This window comes from Streptosporangium lutulentum, assembly GCF_030811455.1.
In the GTDB taxonomy this organism is placed as follows: Bacteria; Actinomycetota; Actinomycetes; order Streptosporangiales; family Streptosporangiaceae; genus Streptosporangium; species Streptosporangium lutulentum.
The window spans coordinates 4,601,913-4,624,622 of sequence record NZ_JAUSQU010000001.1 but is presented as its reverse complement, the minus strand read 5'-3'; the positions used below and the strand labels follow the sequence as shown (position 1 = coordinate 4,624,622).

General features: G+C 68.1%; 16 protein-coding genes. 13 read left to right on the top strand and 3 right to left on the bottom strand.

The annotated features are described in order from the left end of the window. The first annotated feature begins 326 nt into the window (after positions 1-326). From J2853_RS20655 to J2853_RS20635, 5 genes are all read left to right on the top strand, one after another. Positions 327-1,532, top strand: a complete 1,206-nt coding sequence (locus J2853_RS20655) for a branched-chain amino acid ABC transporter substrate-binding protein (RefSeq protein ID WP_307560343.1) — start codon at positions 327-329, stop codon at positions 1,530-1,532. Positions 1,533-1,695: 163 nt separating this feature from the next. Beyond that, on the top strand, positions 1,696-2,664 hold the full coding sequence (locus J2853_RS20650; RefSeq protein ID WP_307560341.1) for a branched-chain amino acid ABC transporter permease: 969 nt from the start codon (positions 1,696-1,698) through the stop codon (positions 2,662-2,664). A gap of 71 nt (positions 2,665-2,735) precedes the next feature. Further along, complete coding sequence (locus tag J2853_RS20645) at positions 2,736-3,833, top strand: branched-chain amino acid ABC transporter permease (protein WP_307560339.1); 1,098 nt, start codon at positions 2,736-2,738, stop codon at positions 3,831-3,833. Then, entirely contained in the window at positions 3,830-4,675 is an 846-nt protein-coding gene (locus J2853_RS20640; protein ID WP_370879307.1) for an ABC transporter ATP-binding protein, read from the top strand. The genes J2853_RS20645 and J2853_RS20640 overlap by 4 nt, the downstream gene beginning before the upstream one ends. Beyond that, positions 4,665-5,399, top strand: coding sequence for an ABC transporter ATP-binding protein (locus tag J2853_RS20635; RefSeq protein WP_307560337.1), 735 nt, complete (start codon positions 4,665-4,667; stop codon positions 5,397-5,399). The genes J2853_RS20640 and J2853_RS20635 overlap by 11 nt, the downstream gene beginning before the upstream one ends. Positions 5,400-5,478: 79 nt before the next feature. Here J2853_RS20635 and J2853_RS20630 read toward each other — a convergent pair whose 3' ends face one another. Further along, positions 5,479-6,039 carry a DUF4352 domain-containing protein gene (locus J2853_RS20630; RefSeq protein WP_307560335.1) on the bottom strand — a complete coding sequence of 187 codons (561 nt, stop codon included), beginning with the start codon at positions 6,037-6,039 and terminating at the stop codon, positions 5,479-5,481. A gap of 323 nt (positions 6,040-6,362) precedes the next feature. Between J2853_RS20630 and J2853_RS20625 the strand changes: the two genes are divergently transcribed. From J2853_RS20625 to J2853_RS20615, 3 genes are read left to right on the top strand one after another with little or no spacing between them, the layout of a single operon-like run. Further along, a complete protein-coding gene (locus J2853_RS20625) occupies positions 6,363-7,226 on the top strand; it encodes an ABC transporter substrate-binding protein (RefSeq protein WP_307560333.1) in 864 nt (287 codons plus the stop codon). A gap of 48 nt (positions 7,227-7,274) precedes the next feature. After that, positions 7,275-8,081 carry an amino acid ABC transporter permease gene (locus tag J2853_RS20620; RefSeq protein ID WP_307560331.1) on the top strand — a complete coding sequence of 269 codons (807 nt, stop codon included), beginning with the start codon at positions 7,275-7,277 and terminating at the stop codon, positions 8,079-8,081. Positions 8,082-8,086: 5 nt separating this feature from the next. Beyond that, complete coding sequence (locus J2853_RS20615) at positions 8,087-8,839, top strand: amino acid ABC transporter ATP-binding protein (protein ID WP_307560329.1); 753 nt, start codon at positions 8,087-8,089, stop codon at positions 8,837-8,839. Positions 8,840-9,125: 286 nt separating this feature from the next. Here the strand turns inward: J2853_RS20615 and J2853_RS20610 are convergent, their stop codons facing one another. Then, a complete protein-coding gene (locus J2853_RS20610; RefSeq protein WP_370879534.1) occupies positions 9,126-9,470 on the bottom strand; it encodes a PaaI family thioesterase in 345 nt (114 codons plus the stop codon). A 146-nt stretch (positions 9,471-9,616) separates the two neighbouring features. On the opposite strand from J2853_RS20610, the gene polA reads away from it, so the two are divergent. The 5 genes from polA (at position 9,617) to coaE (ending at position 16,797) form a co-directional block, all read left to right on the top strand. Continuing rightward, a complete protein-coding gene (gene polA, locus J2853_RS20605) occupies positions 9,617-12,325 on the top strand; it encodes a DNA polymerase I (protein WP_307560325.1) in 2,709 nt (902 codons plus the stop codon). 108 nt (positions 12,326-12,433) lie between these two features. After that, positions 12,434-13,546 carry a polysaccharide deacetylase family protein gene (locus tag J2853_RS20600; RefSeq protein WP_307560323.1) on the top strand — a complete coding sequence of 371 codons (1,113 nt, stop codon included), beginning with the start codon at positions 12,434-12,436 and terminating at the stop codon, positions 13,544-13,546. 222 nt (positions 13,547-13,768) lie between these two features. Further along, positions 13,769-15,283 carry a 30S ribosomal protein S1 gene (gene rpsA, locus J2853_RS20595; RefSeq protein ID WP_307560321.1) on the top strand — a complete coding sequence of 505 codons (1,515 nt, stop codon included), beginning with the start codon at positions 13,769-13,771 and terminating at the stop codon, positions 15,281-15,283. A 241-nt stretch (positions 15,284-15,524) separates the two neighbouring features. Next, complete coding sequence (locus tag J2853_RS20590; RefSeq protein WP_307560319.1) at positions 15,525-15,980, top strand: GNAT family N-acetyltransferase; 456 nt, start codon at positions 15,525-15,527, stop codon at positions 15,978-15,980. A 217-nt stretch (positions 15,981-16,197) separates the two neighbouring features. Continuing rightward, positions 16,198-16,797, top strand: coding sequence for a dephospho-CoA kinase (gene coaE, locus J2853_RS20585; RefSeq protein WP_307560317.1), 600 nt, complete (start codon positions 16,198-16,200; stop codon positions 16,795-16,797). 203 nt (positions 16,798-17,000) lie between these two features. Here the strand turns inward: coaE and J2853_RS20580 are convergent, their stop codons facing one another. Further along, complete coding sequence (locus J2853_RS20580) at positions 17,001-22,688, bottom strand: WD40 domain-containing protein (protein ID WP_307560315.1); 5,688 nt, start codon at positions 22,686-22,688, stop codon at positions 17,001-17,003. Positions 22,689-22,710 lie beyond the last annotated feature (22 nt).

The window sequence follows — 22,710 nt, the reverse complement described above, 5'->3', positions numbered from 1 at the left end:
GCGTTTTGTCGCCTTTTGCTTTCGCGGTGCGCTGGTGATTTTTCCTGTGGGACGGCTTGTCGGGCCCTTTGGTCGTTGTGCTGAGTGTGGCTTCGCGTACATGGAGTGATCTCTCTAGGTCGCATGAGGTCGCCAGTGACCATGGCTTTTGTGTCTGATAGCCGAAAAGGATCGGTGTAATAACGAAACAGCAACGGCGGGCCGTCCTGTATCGACCCGTGACATCCGCTAGCTGTACTAACCGACACAACCTCCTGGCCACCCCGCCAGGGGAGGTCATCTGTGAACTCGGTCCTGACGAGGGACTGGGCGAAAGGAAGGCAACCTTGCGGCCTAAGTCTGCACGCCTCGGTGGAGTGCTCGCCGCCGGTCTGGCGCTCACCCTCGGTCTCGCTGCCTGCTCAGACGGAGGAGGCACGGAGGCCGCCCCGGAAACCGGTAGCTCCAGCGCCGCGGCCGGGGGCACCATCAAGCTTGGATTCATGGGTGACCTCACCGGTGCACAGTCCGGCATCGTCATTCCGCCCAGGAATGGTGCGAAGCTCGTCATTGACGAGTACAACAAGACCAACCCGCCCGTGAAGATCGAGATGGTCCAGTACGACAGCCAGGGAGACGGCTCCAAGGCCGTTGGTCTGGCGCAGCAGGCCATCAATACCGACAAGATCGTCGGTATGATCGGCCCGGCGTTCTCGGGTGAGTCCGCTCAGGTGGCACCGGTGCTGGAAGAGGCGATGATCCCGAGCATCTCGGCATCCGCCACCAACGCCGCGCTGGCGACGAACGGCTGGAAGTACTGGCACCGGGTTCTCCCGAGCGACAGCGTCCAGGGCCCCGGTATCGCCAACTTCATCGCGGACGGCGTCGCTGCGAAGAACGTCTTCGTCATCGACGACAAGTCCGAGTACGGCAAGCCGCTGGCCGATGTCGTCAGGAAGACGCTCACGGACAAGGGCGTGAAGCTGGAGAACGACTCGCTCGACCCGGCTGAGAGCGACTTCTCCTCTGTCGTGAACAAGGTCGTGGCTGCCAAGCCTGACGCGATCTTCTTCGGTGGTTACTACGCCGCGGGCGGCAACCTGCTCAAGCAGCTCCGTGACAAGGGTGTGAAGGACGCGAAGTTCCTGTCCGGCGACGGTTCGCTGGACAAGGGCCTCATCGACGGTGCCGGTGCGGAGAACGCCGAGGGCGCTCTCGTGGGTTGCCCGTGCTACATCGCGACCCCGGATGTCACCGACGCCAAGGTGAAGGCCTTCGCCGACACCTACAAGGCTGCTTACAGCGCCGACCCGGCGATCTACGCTGCCGAGGGCTATGACGCGGCCACGGTCTTCGTCGAGGCGGTCAAGGCCGGCAACACCACGACCGACAAGATCAACGCGTTCATCTCCACGGTCGACCTCGCGGGTGTCTCGAAGCAGATCAAGTTCGAGGCCAACGGTGAGGTCGCGGCGAAGGACATCTACATCTACCAGGTCAAGGATGGCGCCATCGGCCTGCTGGGCAAGGCTGCCGAGGCCAAGCTGGGCTGAGCCGGTAGTTTGAAGGAAAGATCAGGTAGTTGACGCGCGGGGAGCGGGAACGCCGCGATGCGTTCCCGCTTCTTGCGTACTTCCATCAGAGTCCACGAGCTTCTGCTGGAAGCGGTGTGCTACCGGCAGTGCAGGCGACCCCCGCTAGAAGTGGTAAACCCTAGTGCTCAATGACTTCATCAATCAGTTCTGGCCGGCGACGATCGACGGCCTTGCCTTCGGCTCGATCTACGCCCTGATCGCGCTCGGCTACACCATGGTGTACGGCGTGCTGCGGCTCATCAACTTTGCGCATTCCGAAGTGTTCATGATCGGAACTTTCGGTGCGATGTTCGTGCCGTTCGTGCTGGGTATCAACTCGCCACTGACCGGTATCGCGTTGGTCGGCATCATCGTGGCGATGATCTTGGCCGGCATGCTGGCTTCGGCGGGCACGGCGATGGCGTTGGAGCGGATCGCCTACCGGCCGCTCCGTAATCGCGGTGCCTCCCGGCTGGCGGCCCTGATCTCGGCGATCGGCGCCTCGATCTTCTTGCAGGAGCTGTTCGCGCTCCTGGTCATCCCGAAGGTGTTCAACCGTCCGGAGCAGGGCCGGATCCAGATGGGTCTGCCCCGGCTGATGGAGCGGACCGAGCTTTTCAAGCTCTTCGGCTTCTCGGTCCGGGTGGACCAGGTGCTGGTCATCGTGGCGGCCATCGGTATGATGATCGCGCTCGACGCCCTCGTGAATCGTACGAAGATCGGCCGAGGGATTCGCGCCACCGCGCAGAACCCCGAGGCGGCCGTTCTGATGGGCGTCGACATCAACAAGATCGTCCGGATGACGTTCCTCATCGGCGGTGGAATGGCCGGTGTGGCCGGTGCCCTCTATCTGATCTCCTATGAGAACACGAACTACTTCATCGGGTTCCTCTTCGGGATCAAGGCGTTCACCGCGGCGGTCCTGGGCGGTATCGGCAACCTGCGCGGCGCTCTGGTCGGCGGTATCGCCCTGGGTCTGGTGGAGAACTATGGAGCCATCTTCTTCGGCTCCGACTGGAAGCACGTGATCTCCTTCGTCATCCTCATCCTCGTCCTGATGTTCCGTCCCACCGGAATCCTCGGTGAATCACTTCAGCAGGCGCGCGCATGAACCAGAAGAATCCCCTGGCACGTTTCCGTACCGGACTTGGTCATTTCGGCGATGTCGCGCACGATCGCTGGTTGAACACTCCGGCCTGGCAGCGCTGGATCGTCTACCTGCTGCTGATCGTCGCGGCTCTGCTGTTGCCGTCGGACAGCATCGGCAGCTTCATGTCGCCCGACACCGACTGGGCGAGCATTCTGTTCTTCCCCATCGGGACCTATGTGATCCTGGCGATCGGCCTGAACGTGGTGGTCGGTCAGGCGGGCCTGCTCGACCTGGGCTTCGTCGCGTTCTACGCCGTGGGCGGTTACGCGATGGCGTTGATCGGCACCAGGCTCGGCTGGAACTTCTGGGTCATCATGCTGGTCGGCATCGCGCTGTGCGCGCTGTCGGGTGTCACGCTGGGTGCTCCGACGCTGCGGCTGCGCGGTGACTATCTGGCGATCGTCACGCTGGGCTTCGGCGAGATCATCCGCATCACCGCCCGTAACACCGACGAGATCGGTGGCCCGAACGGCATCCGCGGGATCCCGCACCCGCCGAGCATCAACGATCTCCATATTCTCGGGGTGAACGTCTCCGATCTGCTCGGGGGTGTCGAGCCTCTCAAGTACGGCGTGCTGGATCCCAAGCCCTACTACTACCTGCTGGTGGGCCTGGCCGTCATTGTGATCATCCTGGTGAAGCGCTGGGAGAAGAGCCGCGTCGGGCGGGCCTGGGCGGCGATCCGTGAGGACGAGGACGCGGCCGAGGTCATGGGCGTGCCGACGTTCCGGTTCAAGATGCTGGCGTTCGCCATCGGTGCCTCCATCGGCGGTTCGATGGGCGTGTTGTGGGCGGCGAAGTCCATCTCGATCAACCCGAACGACTTCCAGTTCCTTTTGTCGGCGACGATCCTGGCCGCGGTGGTCATGGGTGGTGCGGGCAACCTTCCGGGCGTCATGCTGGGCGCGTTCGTGGTGGCGTGGCTGCCCGAGCGTTTCCGCGGTCTGGAGGAGTACCGCATGCTGATCTTCGGCGGGGTGCTCGTCGCATTGATGATCTTCCGTCCGGAGGGTCTGCTTCCATCGCGTCAACGCAAGGCGGAACTGAAAGAGGGAAGCGGTGGGATGGGTACGCTCGGAGCCGAGGTGCCCGGGCCCGAGGCGCGTGGCGAGGAGGTGGCTTCCAAGTGAGCGCTGATGTGAACGCGGACGCGGTTCAGGAGCCGGAGCCGGTGCCCGCGCCGATTCAGGAGCGGAGCGGTCGCGCGATGCTGGAGCTGAAGAGCCTTGTCATGCGCTTCGGCGGTGTCACGGCGCTGCGTGAGGTCGACCTGACCATCAACGAGGGTGAGATCTTCGCCCTCATCGGCCCGAACGGCGCCGGCAAGACCACGGTCTTCAACGTGGTGACCGGGGTCTACCAGCCGACTCAGGGAGAGATCCGCTTCCTGGGTGAGAGGATCAGCGGCGTCAAGCGCTTCAAGATCACGAAGCGTGGCATCGCCCGGACGTTCCAGAACATCCGGCTGTTCCACAACATGACGGCCATCGAGAACGTCATGGTGGGCGCCGACGCGCATCACAGGTCGGGCGTGGTCAGTGTGGCGCTGGGGCTTCCCTGGCACCGCAAGGCCGAGCGTGACGGCCGTGCGATGGCGATGGAGCTGCTTGAGTTCGTCGGCATCGCGCACCGCGCGAACGACCACGCGAAGAACCTGCCCTACGGTGACCAGCGCCGGCTGGAGATCGCCCGGGCGCTGGCGACCAATCCGAAGCTGCTTCTGCTGGACGAGCCGGCCGCCGGTATGAACCCGGCGGAGAAGATCGCGCTGCAGCAGCTGATCCGGGACATCCGGGACGCCGGCCGTACGATTCTGATCATCGAGCACGACATGAGCCTCATCATGGGAATCAGCGACCGTATCGCGGTGCTGGACTTCGGCCAGAAGATCGCCGACGGCCTGCCGGACGAGGTGCGGAACGACCCCCGGGTCGTCGAGGCGTATTTGGGGGCTCCCGCAGATGCTTCTTGAGGTCAAGGACATCCATGTCCACTACGGCAAGATCGAGGCGCTCAAGGGCATCTCGGTCGAGGTGAACGAGGGCGAGATCGTCACGCTCATCGGGGCGAACGGGGCGGGCAAGACCACGACCCTGAAGACGATCTCGGGTCTGCGTGGCCTGTCGTCGGGGAGCATCTCCTTCGACGGCAAGGACATCAGCAAGATGCCCGGTCATCAGCGGGTCGTCGCGGGTCTGGGCCAGGCGCCCGAGGGCCGGGGCGTCTTCCCCGGTATGACGGTGCACGACAACCTGCTCATGGGCGCCTACACGCGTTCGGGTGACTTCGCCGCTGATCTGGCGGAGGTCTACGAGCTGTTCCCGCGGCTGGCCGAGCGCAGGACCCAGATGGGCGGGACGATGTCCGGCGGTGAGCAGCAGATGCTCGCCATCGGCCGCGCGCTGATGGCCAAGCCGAAGGTGCTGCTGCTGGACGAGCCGTCGATGGGTCTGGCGCCGCTGCTGGTGCAGCAGATCTTCTCCATCATCGCGGAGATCAACCGTCGTGGCACCACGGTGCTGCTGGTGGAGCAGAACGCCCAGCAGGCGCTCAAGCTGGCTCATCGGGCCTACGTCCTGGAGACCGGGACGGTGGTCAAGAGCGCGCCCGCCGACGAGTTGCTCAATGATCCCGCCGTGCAGGCCGCCTACCTCGGTGGGGCTGTCACGCACGAGGTGTCGGAGGAGCAGGCGTAGGGCCGTATCGCCTGACGTCACGGGCCCGCCGCGCGCATCCGCGCGGCGGGCCCGTTTCTCGTGGGGGCGGCCCGCCGGTTCAGGACAGGGGCACCTCGGCGCCGTCGGTGGCGGCGCTGGAGCCGAGGGGAGGGTCGCCGAACAGCCGGATCGCGGAGACCTTGGCCTCCTTGGGGATGTCGAACCACAGGTCCATCTCGACCTTGACCTCGGCGCCGACGGGGAGTGTGTCGGGCTGGCGCTTGATGGCCTGGGTGAAGTCGTCGACGCTGTGGGCCGCGCCGTCGGTCGTGATGAGTTTCTGCCGTTTGGCCTGAAACCGGGAGTTGGTGCGCCCGGGGTTCTCCACGATGATCCGCACGACCACGTACTGGCCCTTGGCCTGCCATTCGGCGTGGCTGCCGAAGAAGCCGCTCAGGCCCGTCTGCAGGCCGATGACCTGGAATCGGGTGTCGCCGTCGTTCACGGGCCGGGCGTCGACGGGACGCTCGCCGGGCCGTACCGGGCGGGGCGGCAGCTCGTAGGTCGGGGTGGGGGCGGGGGTGGGGGCTGCGGATTTCGCCGGCCCTGTTCCGGTGCAGCCGGTCAGGACGGCGGAGGCCATGATGGCACCGGTGAACAGGATTAGGGGGTTGCGCACATCGGGCAACGTAACCGAGGCGGCTTTCGAATTCAACGGATGGGCGAGGCCGGTGACGCGGGGGCCCGACGCGGCCGGGTAGGGCCTGACAGGCGATTTTACGGTTTCCGCTCGCCACGGGGGGTGGGCCGGGAGGCGTTCGATTCGATTAACGGCCCGGTCTCGTCCCATGATGGGGACAGGGTACTTATTAAGGATCCTTGAATGTAGTTGTTGTCCGAATTGTGTCGTACTGGTGATCTGCATGGTCGTGCGGGTGAGGAAGCATCACCAGCACTGAGGTATCCATAAAACATGCGACATTTCACCGTAAGGAGGCCGTAGTGGGCCTGAGTTTTGTTTCCCGTCGCGCGCTCGCGGTGGGTGCGGTGGCCGTCGCCGGCGTGCTCGGCCTGTCGGCCTGCGGCGGTGGCTCCACCACCACCGCGAGTTCGGGCGACGGTGCCTCGTCGAGCGCCCCCGCGGCCGCCGCCGGTCCCAAGCTGGTCACTCCCGGCAAGCTGACCACCTGCACGAACCTTCCGTATGAGCCCTTCGAGTTCAAGGAGGGCGACAAGACCGTCGGCTTCGACGTCGACATCGTCGACCTGGCGGCCAAGAAGCTCGGTCTGACGCAGGAGATCGTCGACATCGACTTCGCCGTCATCAAGAGCGGCGCGGCGATGGCCACGGGCAAGTGCGACGTCGCGGCCGCCGGCATGAGCATCACGCCCGCGCGCCAGGCGAACATCGACTTCTCGGTTCCCTACTTCGACGCCACCCAGGCGCTGCTGGTCAAGAAGGGCGTGACGGCCAAGACGCTGGAGGAGGTCAAGGCCCAGAACCTCAAGCTCGGCGCCCAGGCCTCGACCACGGGCCTTGACGAGGCCAAGAAGGCGGGGCTCGACCCGAAGGAGTTCGCCGACTCTCCCAAGGAACTGCTCGGTCTGCAGTCCGGCCAGGTCGACGTGATCATCCAGGACCTGCCCGTCGTCCTGACCTGGCTGAAGAAGCCGGACATCGCCGCCGGCTTCGAGCTGGCCGGCAGTCTGGACACCGGTGAGCAGTACGGCATCGGCCTGAAGAAGGGCGCCGACCCGATCCTGCTCAAGACCATCAATGACGCGATCACGACGGCCAAGTCGGACGGCACGTACGACCAGATCTTCATGAAGTGGTTCGGCAAGAAGCCCGGCGAGCTCGGCTGATCCATGACAGACCAGTCGACGACGACTGAGTCGCCAGGTCCTGCCGGGGTGCCCCCCGGCAGGACCAAGCTCAGTCCGCGTAAGAAGCAGCAGATCAGCCGGATCATCCAGTACGTCGTGCTGGTGGTCGTGGCCGTCTTCCTCGTCACCCGCATCGAGTGGGGCCCTCTCGGCCAGAACTTCGCCAAGTCCGAAGTCGCGGCGGAGATGCTGCCGGAGCTGTTCTCGGTCGCGTTGCTCAACACGATCATCTATTCGGTGGGCGGTTTCGTCTTCGCCTTCCTGCTCGGCCTGCTGTTCGCGCTGATGCGGTTGTCGTCGGTGCGGCCGTACCGGTGGATCGCGGTCGCCTACATCGAGATCTTCCGGGGACTGCCCGCGGTCTTGATCTTCCTGTTCATCCTCTTCCTGCCGTTGGCGCTGCCCGGCTTCGAGGTGCCCGGCGGCACCTACGGCCAGGGCATCCTGGGACTGACCATCGTGGGATCGGCCTACATGGCCGAGACGCTCAGGGCGGGCCTGCAGGCGGTGCCCAAGGGGCAGCTGGAGGCGGCCCGCTCGCTGGGCATGTCCTACAGCCGGGGCATGATCTCCATCGTCATCCCGCAGGCCGTCCGCATCGTCATCCCGCCGACGACCAACCAGTTCGTGTCCCTGCTCAAGGACTCCTCGCTGGTGCTGTTCCTCGGCGTCTCCGGCGAGTACGTCGAGCTCACGAAGTTCGGCAACGACACGGCCTCGACCTACGCCAACGCCACACCCCTCCTGGTCGTCGGTGTGACGTACCTGCTCGTCACCATTCCGCTGGGCTATCTCGCGTCCAGGCTGGAGAAGCGTCAGATGAAGGGACGGTGACCCCGATGGCCCATGCGTTCGAGATCCGCGACCTTCACAAGTCCTTCGGCAGGCTGGAGGTGCTCAAGGGGATCGACTTCGCGGTCGACCCCGGCCAGGTGGTCTGCGTCATCGGCCCGTCGGGGTCGGGCAAGTCCACGCTGCTGCGCTGCGTGAACCTGCTGGAGCAGCCCACGTCGGGCAAGGTGTTCCTGGAGGGCGTCGAGCTGACCGACCGCGACGTCGACATCGACGCCGCCCGTCGCCGGGTCGGCATGGTCTTCCAGCAGTTCAACCTGTTCCCGCACATGACCGTGCTGCAGAACGTGATGATCTCCCAGCGGCGGGTGCTGAAGCGGAGCAGGGCGGAGGCCGAGAGGATCGCCAGGGAGAACCTGGAGAAGGTCGGGGTCGCCGACAAGAGCGACTCCTATCCGATCCAGCTCTCCGGCGGCCAGCAGCAGCGCGTGGCCATCGCCAGGGCGCTGGCGATGAGCCCGGACCTGATGCTCTTCGACGAGCCCACCTCGGCGCTGGACCCCGAGCTGGTCGGCGACGTGCTCACGGTCATGCGCAAGCTGGCCGAGGAGGGGATGACCATGCTCGTGGTCACCCACGAGATGGCGTTCGCCAGGGACGTGGCCGACCGGGTGGTCTTCATGGACGGCGGTGTGATCGTCGAGGACGGTTCGGCCGCCCAGGTGATCGGCGACCCGAAGCACGAGCGCACGAAGACCTTCCTGCGCCGCGTGCTCGACCCGACGCACACCGACATCTGAGGCGCCGGTTCGTTCCTGTACGGCCCGCCTCTGCGCGGTGCGGGCCGTACAGGCGCCGAAGGGCTGCAAGGCCCCCGGGGTGAGGGGAGACCGGGTGGATCCCGGCCGGTCTCACCCATGGGGCCCGACGAGCCCGGGGGAGGCCTTTGGCGCCGTACAGAGCTTCCCCGACCCTGTACGTTTTCTACTCGGCCTCCCCGCGGGCGTCGATGTCACCCAGCGTATCCGATCAGTTGCGCCAGAAAGGCAAAAACGGGGTCGGGTTATGATCGAATACGCGATGTGATCAGATGTCGCGGAGCATGCAGGTGAGGCGTGAGGTGCACACCAGGCGGCCCCGCTCGTCGGTGATCTCGATGTGGTAGGTGGCGATGGTCCGGCCCCCGTGCACCTGGGTGGCCACGCCGGTGACGTACCCGGAGGTGGCCGAGCGATGGTGGGTGGCGTTGATCTCGATGCCCACGGCGATGCGCCCGGGGCCCGCGTGGATCGCCGCGCCGGTCGAGCCCAGGGTCTCGGCGAGCACGCATGAGGCGCCGCCGTGCAGCAGTCCGTACGGCTGGATGTTGCCCTCGACCGGCATCCGGCCGACCACCCGTGCCGGGGTCGCCTCGGTGATCTCGATGCCCATCCGCTCGACGAGCGTGTTCGTGTGGGCGGCGCGGACCTGCTCCTCCACGCCGGGTGTGACGTCGCCGGGGTCTGTCATGGTCAAGGGGTTGTCTCCAGTCGCGTGAGGCCAGGTTTTCTGTCGCACCAGGAGACTAGGCTTTCGGTGTGCCGAAGAAAGAAGCGACCCCCACTCGTCCGTGTCTCCTGTTGCTGGACGGGCATTCCCTGGCGTACAGGGCCTTCTATGCCCTCCCGGAGGAAAACTTCTCCACGACGACGGGTCAGACGACCAACGCGGTTTACGGGTTCACCTCGATGCTGGTCAACGTGCTCCGTGACGAGCGGCCCACACACGTGGCGGTCTGCTTCGACCGGTCGGAGCCGACGTTCCGGCACGAGGAGTACTCCGACTACAAGGCGAACCGGAGCGCGAGCCCCGACAGCTTCCGCAGCCAGATGAGCCTGATCCACGAGGTGCTCGACGCGTTGCGCGTCCCGCACCTGTCCCTGGCGGGATATGAGGCCGACGACCTGATCGCCACTCTCGCCACGCGGGCCGCCGGTCAGGACATGAACGTGCTGATCGTCACCGGCGACCGCGACGCGCTGCAGCTCGTCGACGATCGCGTCACGGTGCTGATGACCCGGGTCGGGATCAGCAACATGACCAGGTTCACCCCCGAGGCGGTGGTGGAGAAATACGAGCTCACCCCGGCCCAATATCCGGACTTCGCGGCCATTCGCGGCGATTCCAGTGACAACCTCAAGAACATCCCCGGCGTGGGGGAGAAGACCGCCGCCAAGTGGATCCGCGAGTTCGGCTCGCTGGAGGAGCTGGTCAACCGGGTCGACGAGGTCAAGGGCAAGGTCGGCGACAAGCTCCGCGACCATCTCGACCAGGTGCTGATGAACCGCCGCCTCACCCAGCTGATCCGTGACGTGCCGCTGGAGCACGAGGTCTCGGGCCTGACGGTCGGCGCGTCCGACCGCGAGGAGATCAACAAGATCCTCGACACGCTGGAGTTCCGGGGCGAGATCCGTGAGCGGCTGTTCAAGACGCTCGGCTCGGCGGAGGTCCCGGAGGGGGAGGGCTTCGAGGTCGAGGTCGCCACGCCGGGGCCCGACGAGGTGGCCGCGTGGCTGCGGGCGCTGCCCGAGGGCCGGGTGGGCCTGGCCTTCAAGGGTGCGTACGGCAGCGGCACCGGACGGATCGACAGCATCGCGATCGCCGCGCCGGACGACGGCACCGGCGCGCGCCGGGCCGCGTTCATCGACCCCGCCGCGCTGACCGAGGCCGACGAGAAGGCCCTGCGCGACTGGCTGGGCGACGCGTCGAAGGCCAAGGACGTGCACGACGCCAAGGGCCCGATGCTGGCGTTGTGGGCACACGGCATGGAGCTGCGCGGCCTCGCCTGCGACACCGCGCTGGCGGCCTACCTGGCGATGCCGGGGCAGAAGTCGTTCCCGCTGGAGGAGCTCGTCAAGGTCTATCTGCGGCGTGAGCTGCGCGGCGAGGCGGAGGCCGGGGGCCAGGCCAGCCTCTTCGACGACGATGAGGGCGACGACACGGCCCGCGACCTGGCGTTGAGGGCATTGGCCGTCCGGGAGCTCGCCGACGCCCTGGAGGCCTTCCTGGAGCCGCGTGGGGGCACTTATCTGCTGGGCGACGTGGAGTTGCCGCTGGTCACCGTGCTGGCCGAGCTGGAGCGGGCCGGGATCGCCGCGGACCGCGACCAGCTCGGCGGCCTGGAGTCGGAGTTCCGCGCCGCGGTGAAGCAGGCCGTCGAGGCGGCGCACGCCGCCGTGGGCGAGCAGTTCAGCCTGAACTCGCCCAAGCAGCTCCAGGAGATCCTGTTCGTCAAGCTCGCGCTGCCCAAGACCAAGAAGATCAAGACCGGTTACAGCACCGACGCCGGCCAGCTGGCCTGGCTGGCCACGCAGACCGACCACGAGCTCCCGACGATCATGTTGCGTCACCGTGACCAGGACAAGCTGCGCACCACGGTCGAGGGCCTGATCAAGGAGATCTCCGACGACGGGCGGATCCACACCACGTTCGAGCAGACGGTGGCGGCCACCGGGCGGCTCAGCTCGAAGGACCCCAACCTGCAGAACATCCCGATCCGCACCTCCGAGGGCCGCCGGATCCGGCAGGGCTTCGTGGTGGGGCCCGGCTACGAGACCCTGCTGACCGCCGACTACAGCCAGATCGAGCTGCGGATCATGGCCCACCTGTCCGGGGACGAGGCGCTGATCGCGTCCTTCGAGTCGGGGCACGACTTCCACAGGGCCACCGCGGCGCGGGTCTTCGACATCGCCCCCGAGCAGGTCAACGGGGACATGCGGGCCAAGATCAAGGCGATGAACTACGGCCTGGCCTACGGTCTGTCCGACTTCGGGCTGTCGGCGCAGCTCAGCATCCCGGTGTCGGAGGCCAAGGCGCTCAAGGAGGAGTACTTCGAGGAGTTCGGCGGGGTCCGCGACTTCCTCAACGCGATCGTCGCCCAGGCCAGGAACGACGGCTACACCGAGACGATCCTGGGCCGCCGCCGCTACCTTCCCGACCTGAACAGCGACAACAGGCAGCGCAGGGAGATGGCCGAGCGGATGGCGCTCAACGCGCCGATCCAGGGTTCGGCGGCCGACATCATCAAGGTCGCGATGCTCAACGTGCACGGCGCGCTGAAGGAGGCGGCGCTGGGCTCCCGGATGCTGCTCCAGGTTCACGACGAACTCGTGTTCGAGGTGGCCCCGGGGGAGCTGGAGACCCTGCGCGAACTGGTCACCGACCGGATGAACGCCGCCTACTCCCTGCGCGTCCCGCTGGTGGTCTCCCTGGGCGTCGGCCGCACCTGGGAGGACGCCGGGCACTGATCGCCGGCCGTATGGGGAAAGGCGCCGGATATCGGTGAATGCCCGGCCTGTCTGAGTCTGTTCTAGGCTGTCGATTCAGCCGGATACCTCGACGGGCACGGGAGTTTTGTGCGGAGTTCACCCCACCTCACGCGGATCGTCGTGCTCGCCAATGTCGTGGTCGTGACCGTGGCGGTGGTGGGGCTCCTCGTGCTCCCCCGGGCGGAGGCTCCGGCGCCGACCCCGATGGCCGGCAGGGCGACGAGCGCCCCGCCCGCGCCCGCGGCTCCCTCGCCGAAGCCCGACCTGCCCTCGGCCGAGCTGCCGCCGCCCGTTCCCGCCACCGTGGAGTTCGCGCGGCAGGTGAAGGCCAACGAGGCGGGGATGATCCCCGTGCTGATGTACCACCGGATCGTGAAGAAGCGGCGGGCCTCCATCGACCGCACGCCTTCCCAGGTGCGTCAGGAGATGGAGAAGCTGGCCAAGGACGACTACGTGCCGATCACCGCGCGGGAGTTCGTCACGGGGGAGATCAACGTTCCGGCGGGCAAGCACCCCGTCGTGCTGACCTTCGACGACGGGCACAGCGGCCATTTCGCGTTCGACGCGCACGACATGCCAGCGAAGGACACCGCGGTCGGGATCATCTACCAGGTCGCCAGGAAGTATCCGGGCTTCCGGCCCGTGGCCACCTTCTGGGTGAACAGCCGGCCGTTCGGCCTGCGGAACCTGGACGACCAGAGGCACGCCGTGCGGTGGCTGACCGCGCACGGCTTCGAGGTGGCCAACCACACCTGGACGCACCCCTCCCTGGCCGTCCTGCCGAAGAAGAAGGTCGCCGAGCAGATCGTCAGGATGGAACTGCTGCTGAAGAAACTCGGTCTCGGCCCCTCCGAGACGCTGGCGCTGCCCTTCGGGGCGATGCCGGGCAAGAAGTCCATCGTGCAGTCCGGCACGTGGGACGGGGGCCGGTTCGCGTTCAAGGGCGTCTTCCTGGCCGGCGCCGAGCCGTCGGCCTCGCCTTTCGTCACCAAGTTCGACTGGCGGGCCATCCAGCGGATCCAGAGCAACGGTAAAAAGGGCGAGTGCCGCAAGTGGTGCTCGCAATACTGGCTGGAGTGGCTGCACAGGCACCCCGGAGAGCGCTACACGGCGGACGGCGATCCCGAACGCATCTCCATCCCACAGGGGCTTCGGGGTAATATCAGGTCTCAGCGGAGGCAGCAGATCAACGCCTATTGAGCGTGTCCGTAACCGGTCTGATCTGCCCGCGTGTCGTGCCTCTGGATTGACCATACTCGTCTGGTCTCATATGCTGATCGCTGCGCTGTGGGCTCGCGCGTGTCTCGGACGGAGTGGGCTCGCGCTCGATCACGCCGATGCCAATTCATTCGGCTGAACGATAAGAAGCCCGCCGCGCGTTCGCCACATCGACATCTGTCCGCGTTCGGAGCAACTCCACACATGACGAGCAGCACTGAGGCCACCTCGAGCACCCCGCAGGTAGCGGTCAACGACATCGGCTCCGAGGAAGACTTCCTCGCAGCGATCGACCTGACCATCAAGTACTTCAACGACGGCGACATCGTCGAGGGCACCGTCGTCAAGGTCGATCGAGACGAAGTTTTGCTCGACATCGGCTACAAGACCGAGGGTGTCATCCCCTCGCGCGAGCTCTCGATCAAGCACGATGTCGACCCGGCGGACGTCGTCGAGGTTGGCGAGCACGTCGAGGCCCTGGTTCTCCAGAAGGAGGACAAGGAAGGCCGCCTGATCCTGTCCAAGAAGCGCGCTCAGTACGAGCGGGCCTGGGGCACGATCGAGAAGATCAAGGACGAGGACGGTATCGTCACCGGCACCGTCATCGAGGTGGTCAAGGGTGGTCTCATCCTCGACATCGGCCTCCGTGGCTTCCTCCCGGCCTCCCTGGTCGAGATGCGTCGCGTCCGTGACCTTCAGCCGTACGTGGGCCGTGAGCTCGAGGCGAAGATCATAGAGCTGGACAAGAACCGCAACAACGTGGTTCTCTCCCGCCGCGCCTGGCTTGAGCAGACCCAGTCCGAGGTGCGCCAGACGTTCCTCAACACCCTGCAGAAGGGTCAGGTCCGCAAGGGCGTCGTCTCCTCGATCGTCAACTTCGGTGCCTTCGTGGACCTGGGCGGCGTCGACGGTCTGGTTCACGTCTCCGAGCTCTCCTGGAAGCACATCGACCACCCCTCCGAGGTTGTCGAGGTCGGCCAGGAGGTCACCGTCGAGGTTCTCGACGTCGACATGGAGCGCGAGCGCGTCTCCCTGTCGCTCAAGGCGACGCAGGAAGACCCCTGGCAGCAGTTCGCTCGCACCCACCAGATCGGTCAGGTCGTGCCCGGTCGCGTCACCAAGCTGGTGCCGTTCGGTGCGTTCGTCCGCGTCGAGGAGGGCATCGAGGGCCTGGTTCACATCTCCGAGCTGGCCGAGCGCCACGTCGAGATCCCCGAGCAGGTCGTCCAGGTCGGTGACGAGATCTTCGTGAAGATCATCGACATCGACCTCGAGCGTCGCCGGATCTCGCTGTCGCTCAAGCAGGCGAACGAGGGTGCCATCGGAACCGACGTCGAGTTCGACCCCACGCTGTACGGCATGGCGGCGACCTACGACGACTCGGGCAACTACATCTACCCCGAGGGCTTCGACTCGGAGACCGGTGAGTGGCTCGACGGCTTCGACAAGCAGCGTGAGGAGTGGGAGCGGCAGTACGCCGAGGCTCAGACCCGCTTCGAGGCTCACAAGAAGCAGGTCGAGGAGGCCCGCAAGGCCGAGGCCGAGGCCGGCGAAGCCGCGCCCACGTCCTACTCCGGTGAGACCCCGGCCCCCGGCGCGAGCTCCGGTTCGGGTTCCACGACCAGCTCCAGCAGCTCCTCCGCTCCGGCGGCGGGCGCTCTCGCCTCCGACGAGGCTCTCGCCGCTCTGCGCGAGAAGCTCGCGGGCGGCCAGAGCTGACGTTGTGAAGCGATAACGGTTCAAGGAAGGGCCCCGCTCCGGCGGGGCCCTTTTCCGTGCGTGCCCACCGGGGCGGTTCGAGGCCGCGCCGCACGCGTCCCGGGGGAGTACCGTGCGCGTCCTAGGGGGCACCGTGCGGGTGCCGATCGGATGGCCCGGACGCTCCCGCTCGGAGCGGCGCCCCGGGGGCGGGTCCGCACCCGCTGATCGGCGCCGTGCGCGTTCCCGTTAGGGTGGCGCCGTGATCGTGATCGAGCGGGCGGAGCCCGGGGACGCGGGCGAGATCCTGACCGTGCAGCGTGCCGCCTACGTGGGCGAGGCTCAGCTCTACGGGGATCCGTTCATCCCCCCGCTGGTGGAGTCGGCCGCGCAGATCCGCAAGGCCGTCGAGACGGCGACGGTGCTCGTCGCCCGCGACACCGGGCGGATCGTGGGCGCGATCCGGGGGCGGCTGTCCGGCACGACCTGCATGGTCGGCCGCCTGGTGGTCGCGCCGGACGTTCAGGGGCGGGGTCTCGGCGGCACGCTGCTGACGGCCCTTCACGACGAGGTCGTCTCGGCCCTGGCGTTCGACCTGTTCACCGGGCACCTGTCGGAGGGCAATCTGCGGCTCTACCGCCGTCACGGCTACCGTGAGACCCGCAGGGAGCGGATGAGCGACCACCTGACCCTGGTCCACATGCGCCGGCAGTTGTAGGGCGCCGGGGTCGGCGGGCGGCCCGGACGTCGGAGGGAGAACCCGCTTCCGCGGCTCCGTGTCGCGAGCCGTCAGAGGGGAAACCCGTCTCCGCGGCTCCGTACCGTGGACCACCGGAGGGGAGACCCGTCTTCACGGCTCCGTACCGTGGACCACCGGAGGGGAGACCCGTCTTCACGGCTCCGTGCCGCGGGCCGTACGGCGTATGCTGCGGATCATGTTGAAGGTGGGACTTACCGGCGGTATCGGGTCGGGCAAGAGCGAGGTCTCCCGGCGGCTGGCCGCCTGCGGCGCCGTGCTGATCGACGCCGACAAGATCGCCCGCGAGGTGGTCGAGCCGGGCACGGCCGGGCTGGCGCACGTGGCCGGGGTCTTCGGCACCGAAGTGCTGCACGAGGACGGGTCGCTCAACCGGGAGAGGCTGGGTTCGATCGTCTTCGCCGACTCGGAGAAGCTGGCCTCCCTCAACGCCATCGTGCACCCGCTGGTCGGGGCGCGGGTCGCCGAGCTGCAGGAGCAGACGGACGACGACGCGATCATGGTTTATGACGTGCCGTTGCTGGCGGAGAACAACCTGGCCCCGATGTACGACGTGGTGGTCGTCGTGGACGCCTCCGACGAGGTTCGCCTCGCCCGGCTGGTCGAGCTGCGCGGCATGAACGAGCAGGACGTCAGGGCCCGGTTCGCCGCCCAGGCGACCAGGGAGAACCGCCTGAAGCTCGCGGACATCGTAGTGTCGAACGAGGGCTCGCTGGAGGAGCTCCAGGCCCGGGTGGACGAGGTCTGGTCCGAGCTGATCGCCCGCGCCGCGTCCTGAGCCGGACGGCGATCACGACTCCGGCCGCTCCCCGGGCCCTCGGACGGTCGTCGATCTCCGAACGGCGACCGGAGCCTCGGCGGGCTGCCGGGCCCCCGGGTGGACGGCGATCACGACTCCGGGCGGTCGTCGATCTCCGAACGGCGACCGGAGCCTCGGCGGGCTGCCGGATCACCGGGCGACGGCGGGTTCCCCGGCGGGGGTCAGAACTCCGCGTCCAGGGGGATCTTCCCGATCGCCGGCAGGTAGTCGTCCAGCTCTCCGGGCTCGAACCTCCGCGTGCCGACGACGTACCAGAACTGGCCGGTCACCTCGCCCACGAGTTTGTAGCGGCCGTCCGGAGCGATCGCCGCCCACCCCTCGGGCAGGCCGAGGAGGACCACCCGCTGGGTGGGAGCGGTGCCAAGGGGAAGGTTCCACAGGATCACCGCGCCGTCATCGCCCGCGCTGGCCAGCAGGTCTCCGGCCGGGGAGAAGGCCAGTGACCAGATGCGGTGGGTGTGTCCGGTCAGCGCGTGCAGGTGCCGGCCGGTGGCGGTGTCCCAGAGCCGCACGGTCAGGTCGTCGCCCGCGGTGGCCAGCAGCGAGCCGTCCGGGCTGAAGGCGGCGGACCACAGCCCTCCCGAATGGCGGGTGAGCGTGTGCAGGAGCCTGACCTGACCGGGACTGCCGGGCCGCAGCTCCCACACGCGGGCGTCGCCGTCGTTGCTCGCGCTGACCAGCCTGGTGCCGTCGGGTCCGAAGGCCACCGAGTAGATCCGGCCGGTGTGGCCCTCCAGGGTCGCGACGCACTCGCCGGTCTCGACGTCCCAGATCCGCACCAGCCGGTCGTCGCAGCCGGTGGCCACGGAGCGGCCGTCGGGGCTGAACGCTATGGAGCGGACCCGCCCGCGGTGGTCGGCGAGCTTGACGGCCCGGCGGCCCGTCGCCCGGTACCAGACGCAGACGCTGTCGTCGTCGTTGGCGGTGGCGATGTGGTCTCCGTCGGGGCTGAACGCCTCCGCCCAGACGTGGTCGGTTTCGACGTGCAGTTCGCGCTCGTAGTCGCCGGTGGCGGCGTTCCAGAAATGCACCCCGCCGTCGTTGCTCGCGGTGGCGAGCGTGGGGTCGGTCGGGCTGAAGACGGCGGAGATGAGCCGGTCGGACTGCCCGGTGAACTCCCGCAGGCGGCGGCCCGTGCGCGGCTCCCAGACCCGGACGACCCCGTCGTTGCCGCTGGTGGCCAGCATGCTGCCGTCGGAGCTGAACCGGACTGAGGTGATCTTGCGGCCGTGACCGCGGAGGACGCGCTGGCACTGCCCGGTAGACGGATCCCAGAGCCGGATGGTGCCGTCGTTGCTGCTGGTGACGAGCTGCTCGCCGTCGGGCCGGAACGCGAACGGCCAGACGGAACCTCGGTGCCCGGCCAGCTCCAGCCGCTCGTGGCGGCCGGTGACGTCCTGCAGGTGGACCGTCCCGTCGGAGTCGGCGCTGGCCAGCAGCGAGCCGTCCGGGCTGAACCCGACCTGGTAGACGGCCGTCCTGTGGCCGGTGCGGGCGCCGCGTGAGGCGCCCGTGACCGGGTCCCACAGCAGGATCGTGCCCTCGGTGTCGCCGGTCGCCATCAACTGCCCGGAGGGGGCGAAGGCCAGCGTGTAGACGCTGTTCGTGTGCCCGATCAGCTCGTGCAGGATCCGCCCGTTCTCGGGATCCCAGATCCGGACCACGCCCTCCCGGTCGCCCGCGGCCAGGACGGTGCCGGCGGGGTCGTAGGCGATGCGGTAGACGGCGCCGCGGTGCCCGATCAGGGTCCGGCGGATCTCGCCGGTCCGTACGTTCCACATCCGGATGGTCCCGTTCGCGTCGCCGGTGACGAGCGTTTCGCCGCCCGCGTCGAAGGTCGCGGTGTAGATCGGCGCGTCGTGGCCTGACAGTTCCCGGTGCGGCAGCCCGGTGGCGGTGTCCCAGACCCGCACGACGCCGTCCGCGCCGCCCGCGGCGATCAGCCGCCCCGAGGGACTGAACAGCACCGGCCACACCCCGTCGGGATGGCCGGTGAGCACGTGGGAGGGGGTCGCGGTGACCGGATCCCAGAGCCGGACCGTTCCCTCGCTCGCCCCGGTGGCGAGGAGGTCTCCCGCGCCGCTGAAGGTGACGGCGTAGACCCGTCCCCGGTGGCCCTGCAGATTTTTGATCGGCAGGCCCGTGCCGCTGTCGCAGAGCAGCACCCCGCCGTCGTCGCTGCCGATCACCACGGTCTCGCCGTCGGGGCTGTAGGCGACGGGATCGGGCAGCCTGCTGAACTGGAAGTGATAGCCGTACGGCACGCCGATCGCGGCCGGGGCCAGCTGGGTCTCGACCGGCTGGCCCGGTGCGATCGCCGCCCCGCGCAGCTCGGGGATGCCGGGCACCGTACCGGTGACGTCGATCAGCGCCGCCCGCTGCCAGCGGCTTCCGGCCAGGGACACGTCCCGCAGGTCCGCCCTGGCGAGCCTGGCCCGGGTCAGGTCGGCGCCGCGCAGGTCGGCGCCGGTGAGCTTCGCCTCGTCCAGCCGGGCCCCGTTCAGCCGGGCGCCGCGGAGCACGGCGCGGGACAGGTCGGTGCCGACCAGGGTGGCGTCGGTCAGGTCGGCGCCGGTGAGGTCCACCTCCCGAAGGTCACGCGAGGACAGGTCCTCGCCCCGCAGGTTGGCCCCGCGCAGGTCGGACATCGCCGGGGTACGCAGCCTGGTCGTGATCTTGATGGCGTTGGCCCGGGAGACGTCGTCCGCGCCGGGGGTGGCGAGCACCTCGGTGGCCCACGCCTGGCAGGCGCGCACGTCGGCCAGGTCGCACAGGAACTCGACCGTGAGCTGTGACAGCGGCCTGAGCGCCAGGGTCACCGGGTCGGCGAGGGTCGCGGCGATGTGCCGGGCGACCAGCCATTCCATGACCGAGGAGTGGATGAACCCGAACAGACCCTCCTCGGTGCGGACCATGAGGCTGCCGGTTCCCACCGCGTGCGCGGTCTGCTGGCCGGAAAGCTGCCCGTCGGCCAGCCCGGTCAGCGTCTCGGCGACCTCCGCCAGCTCCGCGGGCCGCAGGTAGGCCTCGCCGCTCTCCCACAGCCGCAGCGCCAGCGTGCTCACCGCCTGCCACAGCTCCTCGCGGCGCAGCCCGGTGGGCGTGCCGCGCACCCCGCTCACCCGGTGCTCCTCGAAGGCGAGCCAGGAGCCCAGGATCTCCTGGTACAGCATCGCCGCGCTGATGGTGTGCTTGGCCTGGGCCACGGTGGCGAGCCGCTGGTCGTCGAGTTCGGCGATGAAGCTGAGCATGCGCGGGTTCCTGGCCAGCCCGAGCAGGTCCTCGATGTCGCTCATCAGCGAGAAGCGGTCCTGTGCCGCGCTCTTGTCGCCGTCGTAGCGGTTGACGAGGTAGGAGTGGATCTGCAGGCGGGTGAAGTTCTCGACGCTGAGGACGCGCCGCTGCGGCAGGAGCCCCACCTTCTCGCCGAGCTTGGTGAGCACCTGGGCGCTGGACTTGAAGTGCTGGGTGCGGCTGGCCACGATGATCTTCGCTTTGTCCTCGGCGGCCTGCAGCAGCGTGTCCAGGTGATCGGCGGCCCGCTCGTAGGTCATCCGGGTCACCAGCTCGTCGAATCCGTCGAACAGCAGCACGATGCGCCCCTGGCGGAGCATGTAGTGGAAGGCCTTCAGATCGATGACGTCCTCGCCGTGGTTGGCCAGGTGCGCGGCGACCAGGCCGTCCACCGAGTGCGCCTTGTCCAGCGCGCGCAGCTCGATCAGGATGGGCGCCAGGTGGGGCAGCTCCATCGGGATCCGCCTGGCCAGCTCGCGCAGGGCGAAGGTCTTGCCGTGCCCGAAGTCGCCCAGCACCAGCAGGAACCGGCCGTGGTCGGTGGCCAGCAGCCGCATCAGCTCGTCGGTGAGCCCGTCCTTGACCAGCTGGCCGGGCCGGTCCAGCTCCCTGAAGCGCTGCGCGACGTACAGCTCGTGCGGGTAGCGCCGGTCCGCGAGCAGCCGCGCCGTCTGGTCGGCCACGTATCCCGTCAGGTCGAGCAGGCCCTGGAACTCGGTGAAGCTGCGCAGCCGCAGCCCTCGCCGGGTCATCTCCTCGCGGAGCACCTGAGCGGGCGGCGGGCCCTGGTAGATCAGTTCGGCGCCGTGCTCCAGCCCTGAGGCGTGAATCTGCCTGGCGAACGCCTCCACGTCGCCGGAGGTCATCTCGCCGACGTGCGCGCCTATCCTGAGCTGCCTGATGAAGCCGTCCTCGGGGTAGGTGACCAGCAGTTGCGGGACCTCGTCGGCGACTCTCCTGATCTTCACCCGTTCGTGCCTGGCCTCGCAGACCTCCGCGATCCGCTCCAGCAGCAGCGCGGCCGGGCTCGCGGTCCGCTCGGGCTCGGCGGCGGGGAGGGGCTGCGGGGGCAGTCCGGGCGCGATCTTTCCCGACGAGAAGGTCAGCCCTGTCGCGTGCCAGCGGCGCGAGATCTCCTCGGCGGGGGCGATCTCCCCCCCGTCGCGGTCCCAGCGGCGCAGGCCGGTGGCGGTCACCTCGATGAGCTGATGGCGGCCGGGGCCGGGTGCGGGCAGGCAGGGCAGGCTCTCCAGGCTCCCCTCGCCCGCCCCGTGCAGCAGCAGGTTGAGCCGGCCGCCCAGCAGGTGTTCGAGCGTCGAGGTGTCGCGCAGGCGGGACGGCGACGGCGGGTGGCCGATCGCGCCGATCCGCAGCCAGCCCGACTCCTCGAACGGCCGCAGCCGCTCGGCGAACCACGCGGCCTGCGCCTCGCCCACGAAGCCGTACAGATCCTCCTCGCGATGGCTCATCGCCATGGTGGAGTTCAGGCCGACGAGCACGACCTTGAGCTCCGGCACGGAGAAGAGCGTCCAGGGCTGGGCGCTGTCGAACTCCGGGCCGTCGAGTCCCAGGTAGAGCTCCTCGAACAGGCCGGTGAAGTGCCGCCATTTCGGCCAGTAGGGAGGTTGGGGGCGGATGTCGTCGGCTTCGCAGTTGCTGAAGTAGGCCCGGCTGGCCGCCTTCGTGATGTCTCTCGGCCCGGGAACGACGATCAGGCGTTGCGGTTCGAGGCCGAGCAGCACCCGCAGCCCGGTCAGGAAGGCCGCGGCCTCGCCGAACTCCCTGCGGCTGCCCGACTCGGTCAGGTCACCGGTCACCACCATCAGGTCGGGACGGGGCAGCCCGGCGTCTCGCAGCCGGGTCAGATCCGCCCAGATCCTCGGCTGAAGCTCCTCGGCCGTCAGGGGCTCGCCCTCCTCGGCCAGCCCTCGTCCGAATCGGGAACCCGCGATGTGCAGCAGCGTGATCGACTCGCGCGGGGCGTGCGTCGACGGCCCGGCCGGATAGGCGGGCGGCGCCACCGGGGTACGGCGCGTCCGTGAGGTCTCGCGCCGGAAGGACGCGGAGAGAACCTGGCCGGGGATGGGCGTGGGGCCGTTGGGGAACGACGGCCGCTCCAGCGGTTTGGCCCGGCCCGCCAGTGCCTGGGCGATGCGGTCGAGCAGCAGCGCACGCGCCTGGCCGGGATCGGCGACGCCGACCAGGTCCACCCAGGTGATCGTGGACAGCAGCCCTTCCAGCGGGCAGTCTTCCAGCCTGATCGTCACCAGCTTGTTGGAGGGGTTCTCCGGGTCGGCGCGGAGCGCGGCCTGCCACTCCATCCGCCCCCAGCGCGACCTGAGGTAGTTTCGCGACAGCACCGCCACCACCAGGGCGGCCTCGCTGACGCCGCGGTCCATGAACTCGATGAACTGCGTGCCCGGGACGAAGTCCCAGGCCTGGATCATCGTCCGGTATCCGGCGGCCTCCAGCTCCCACGCGATCCAGGAGGCCCAGCGTTCGTCGGCGGGGGAGTAACTGACGAAGATGTCGATCGGCCTGTCGTCCCGAGCCATCGCGTCCCCATCCGTCGCCACC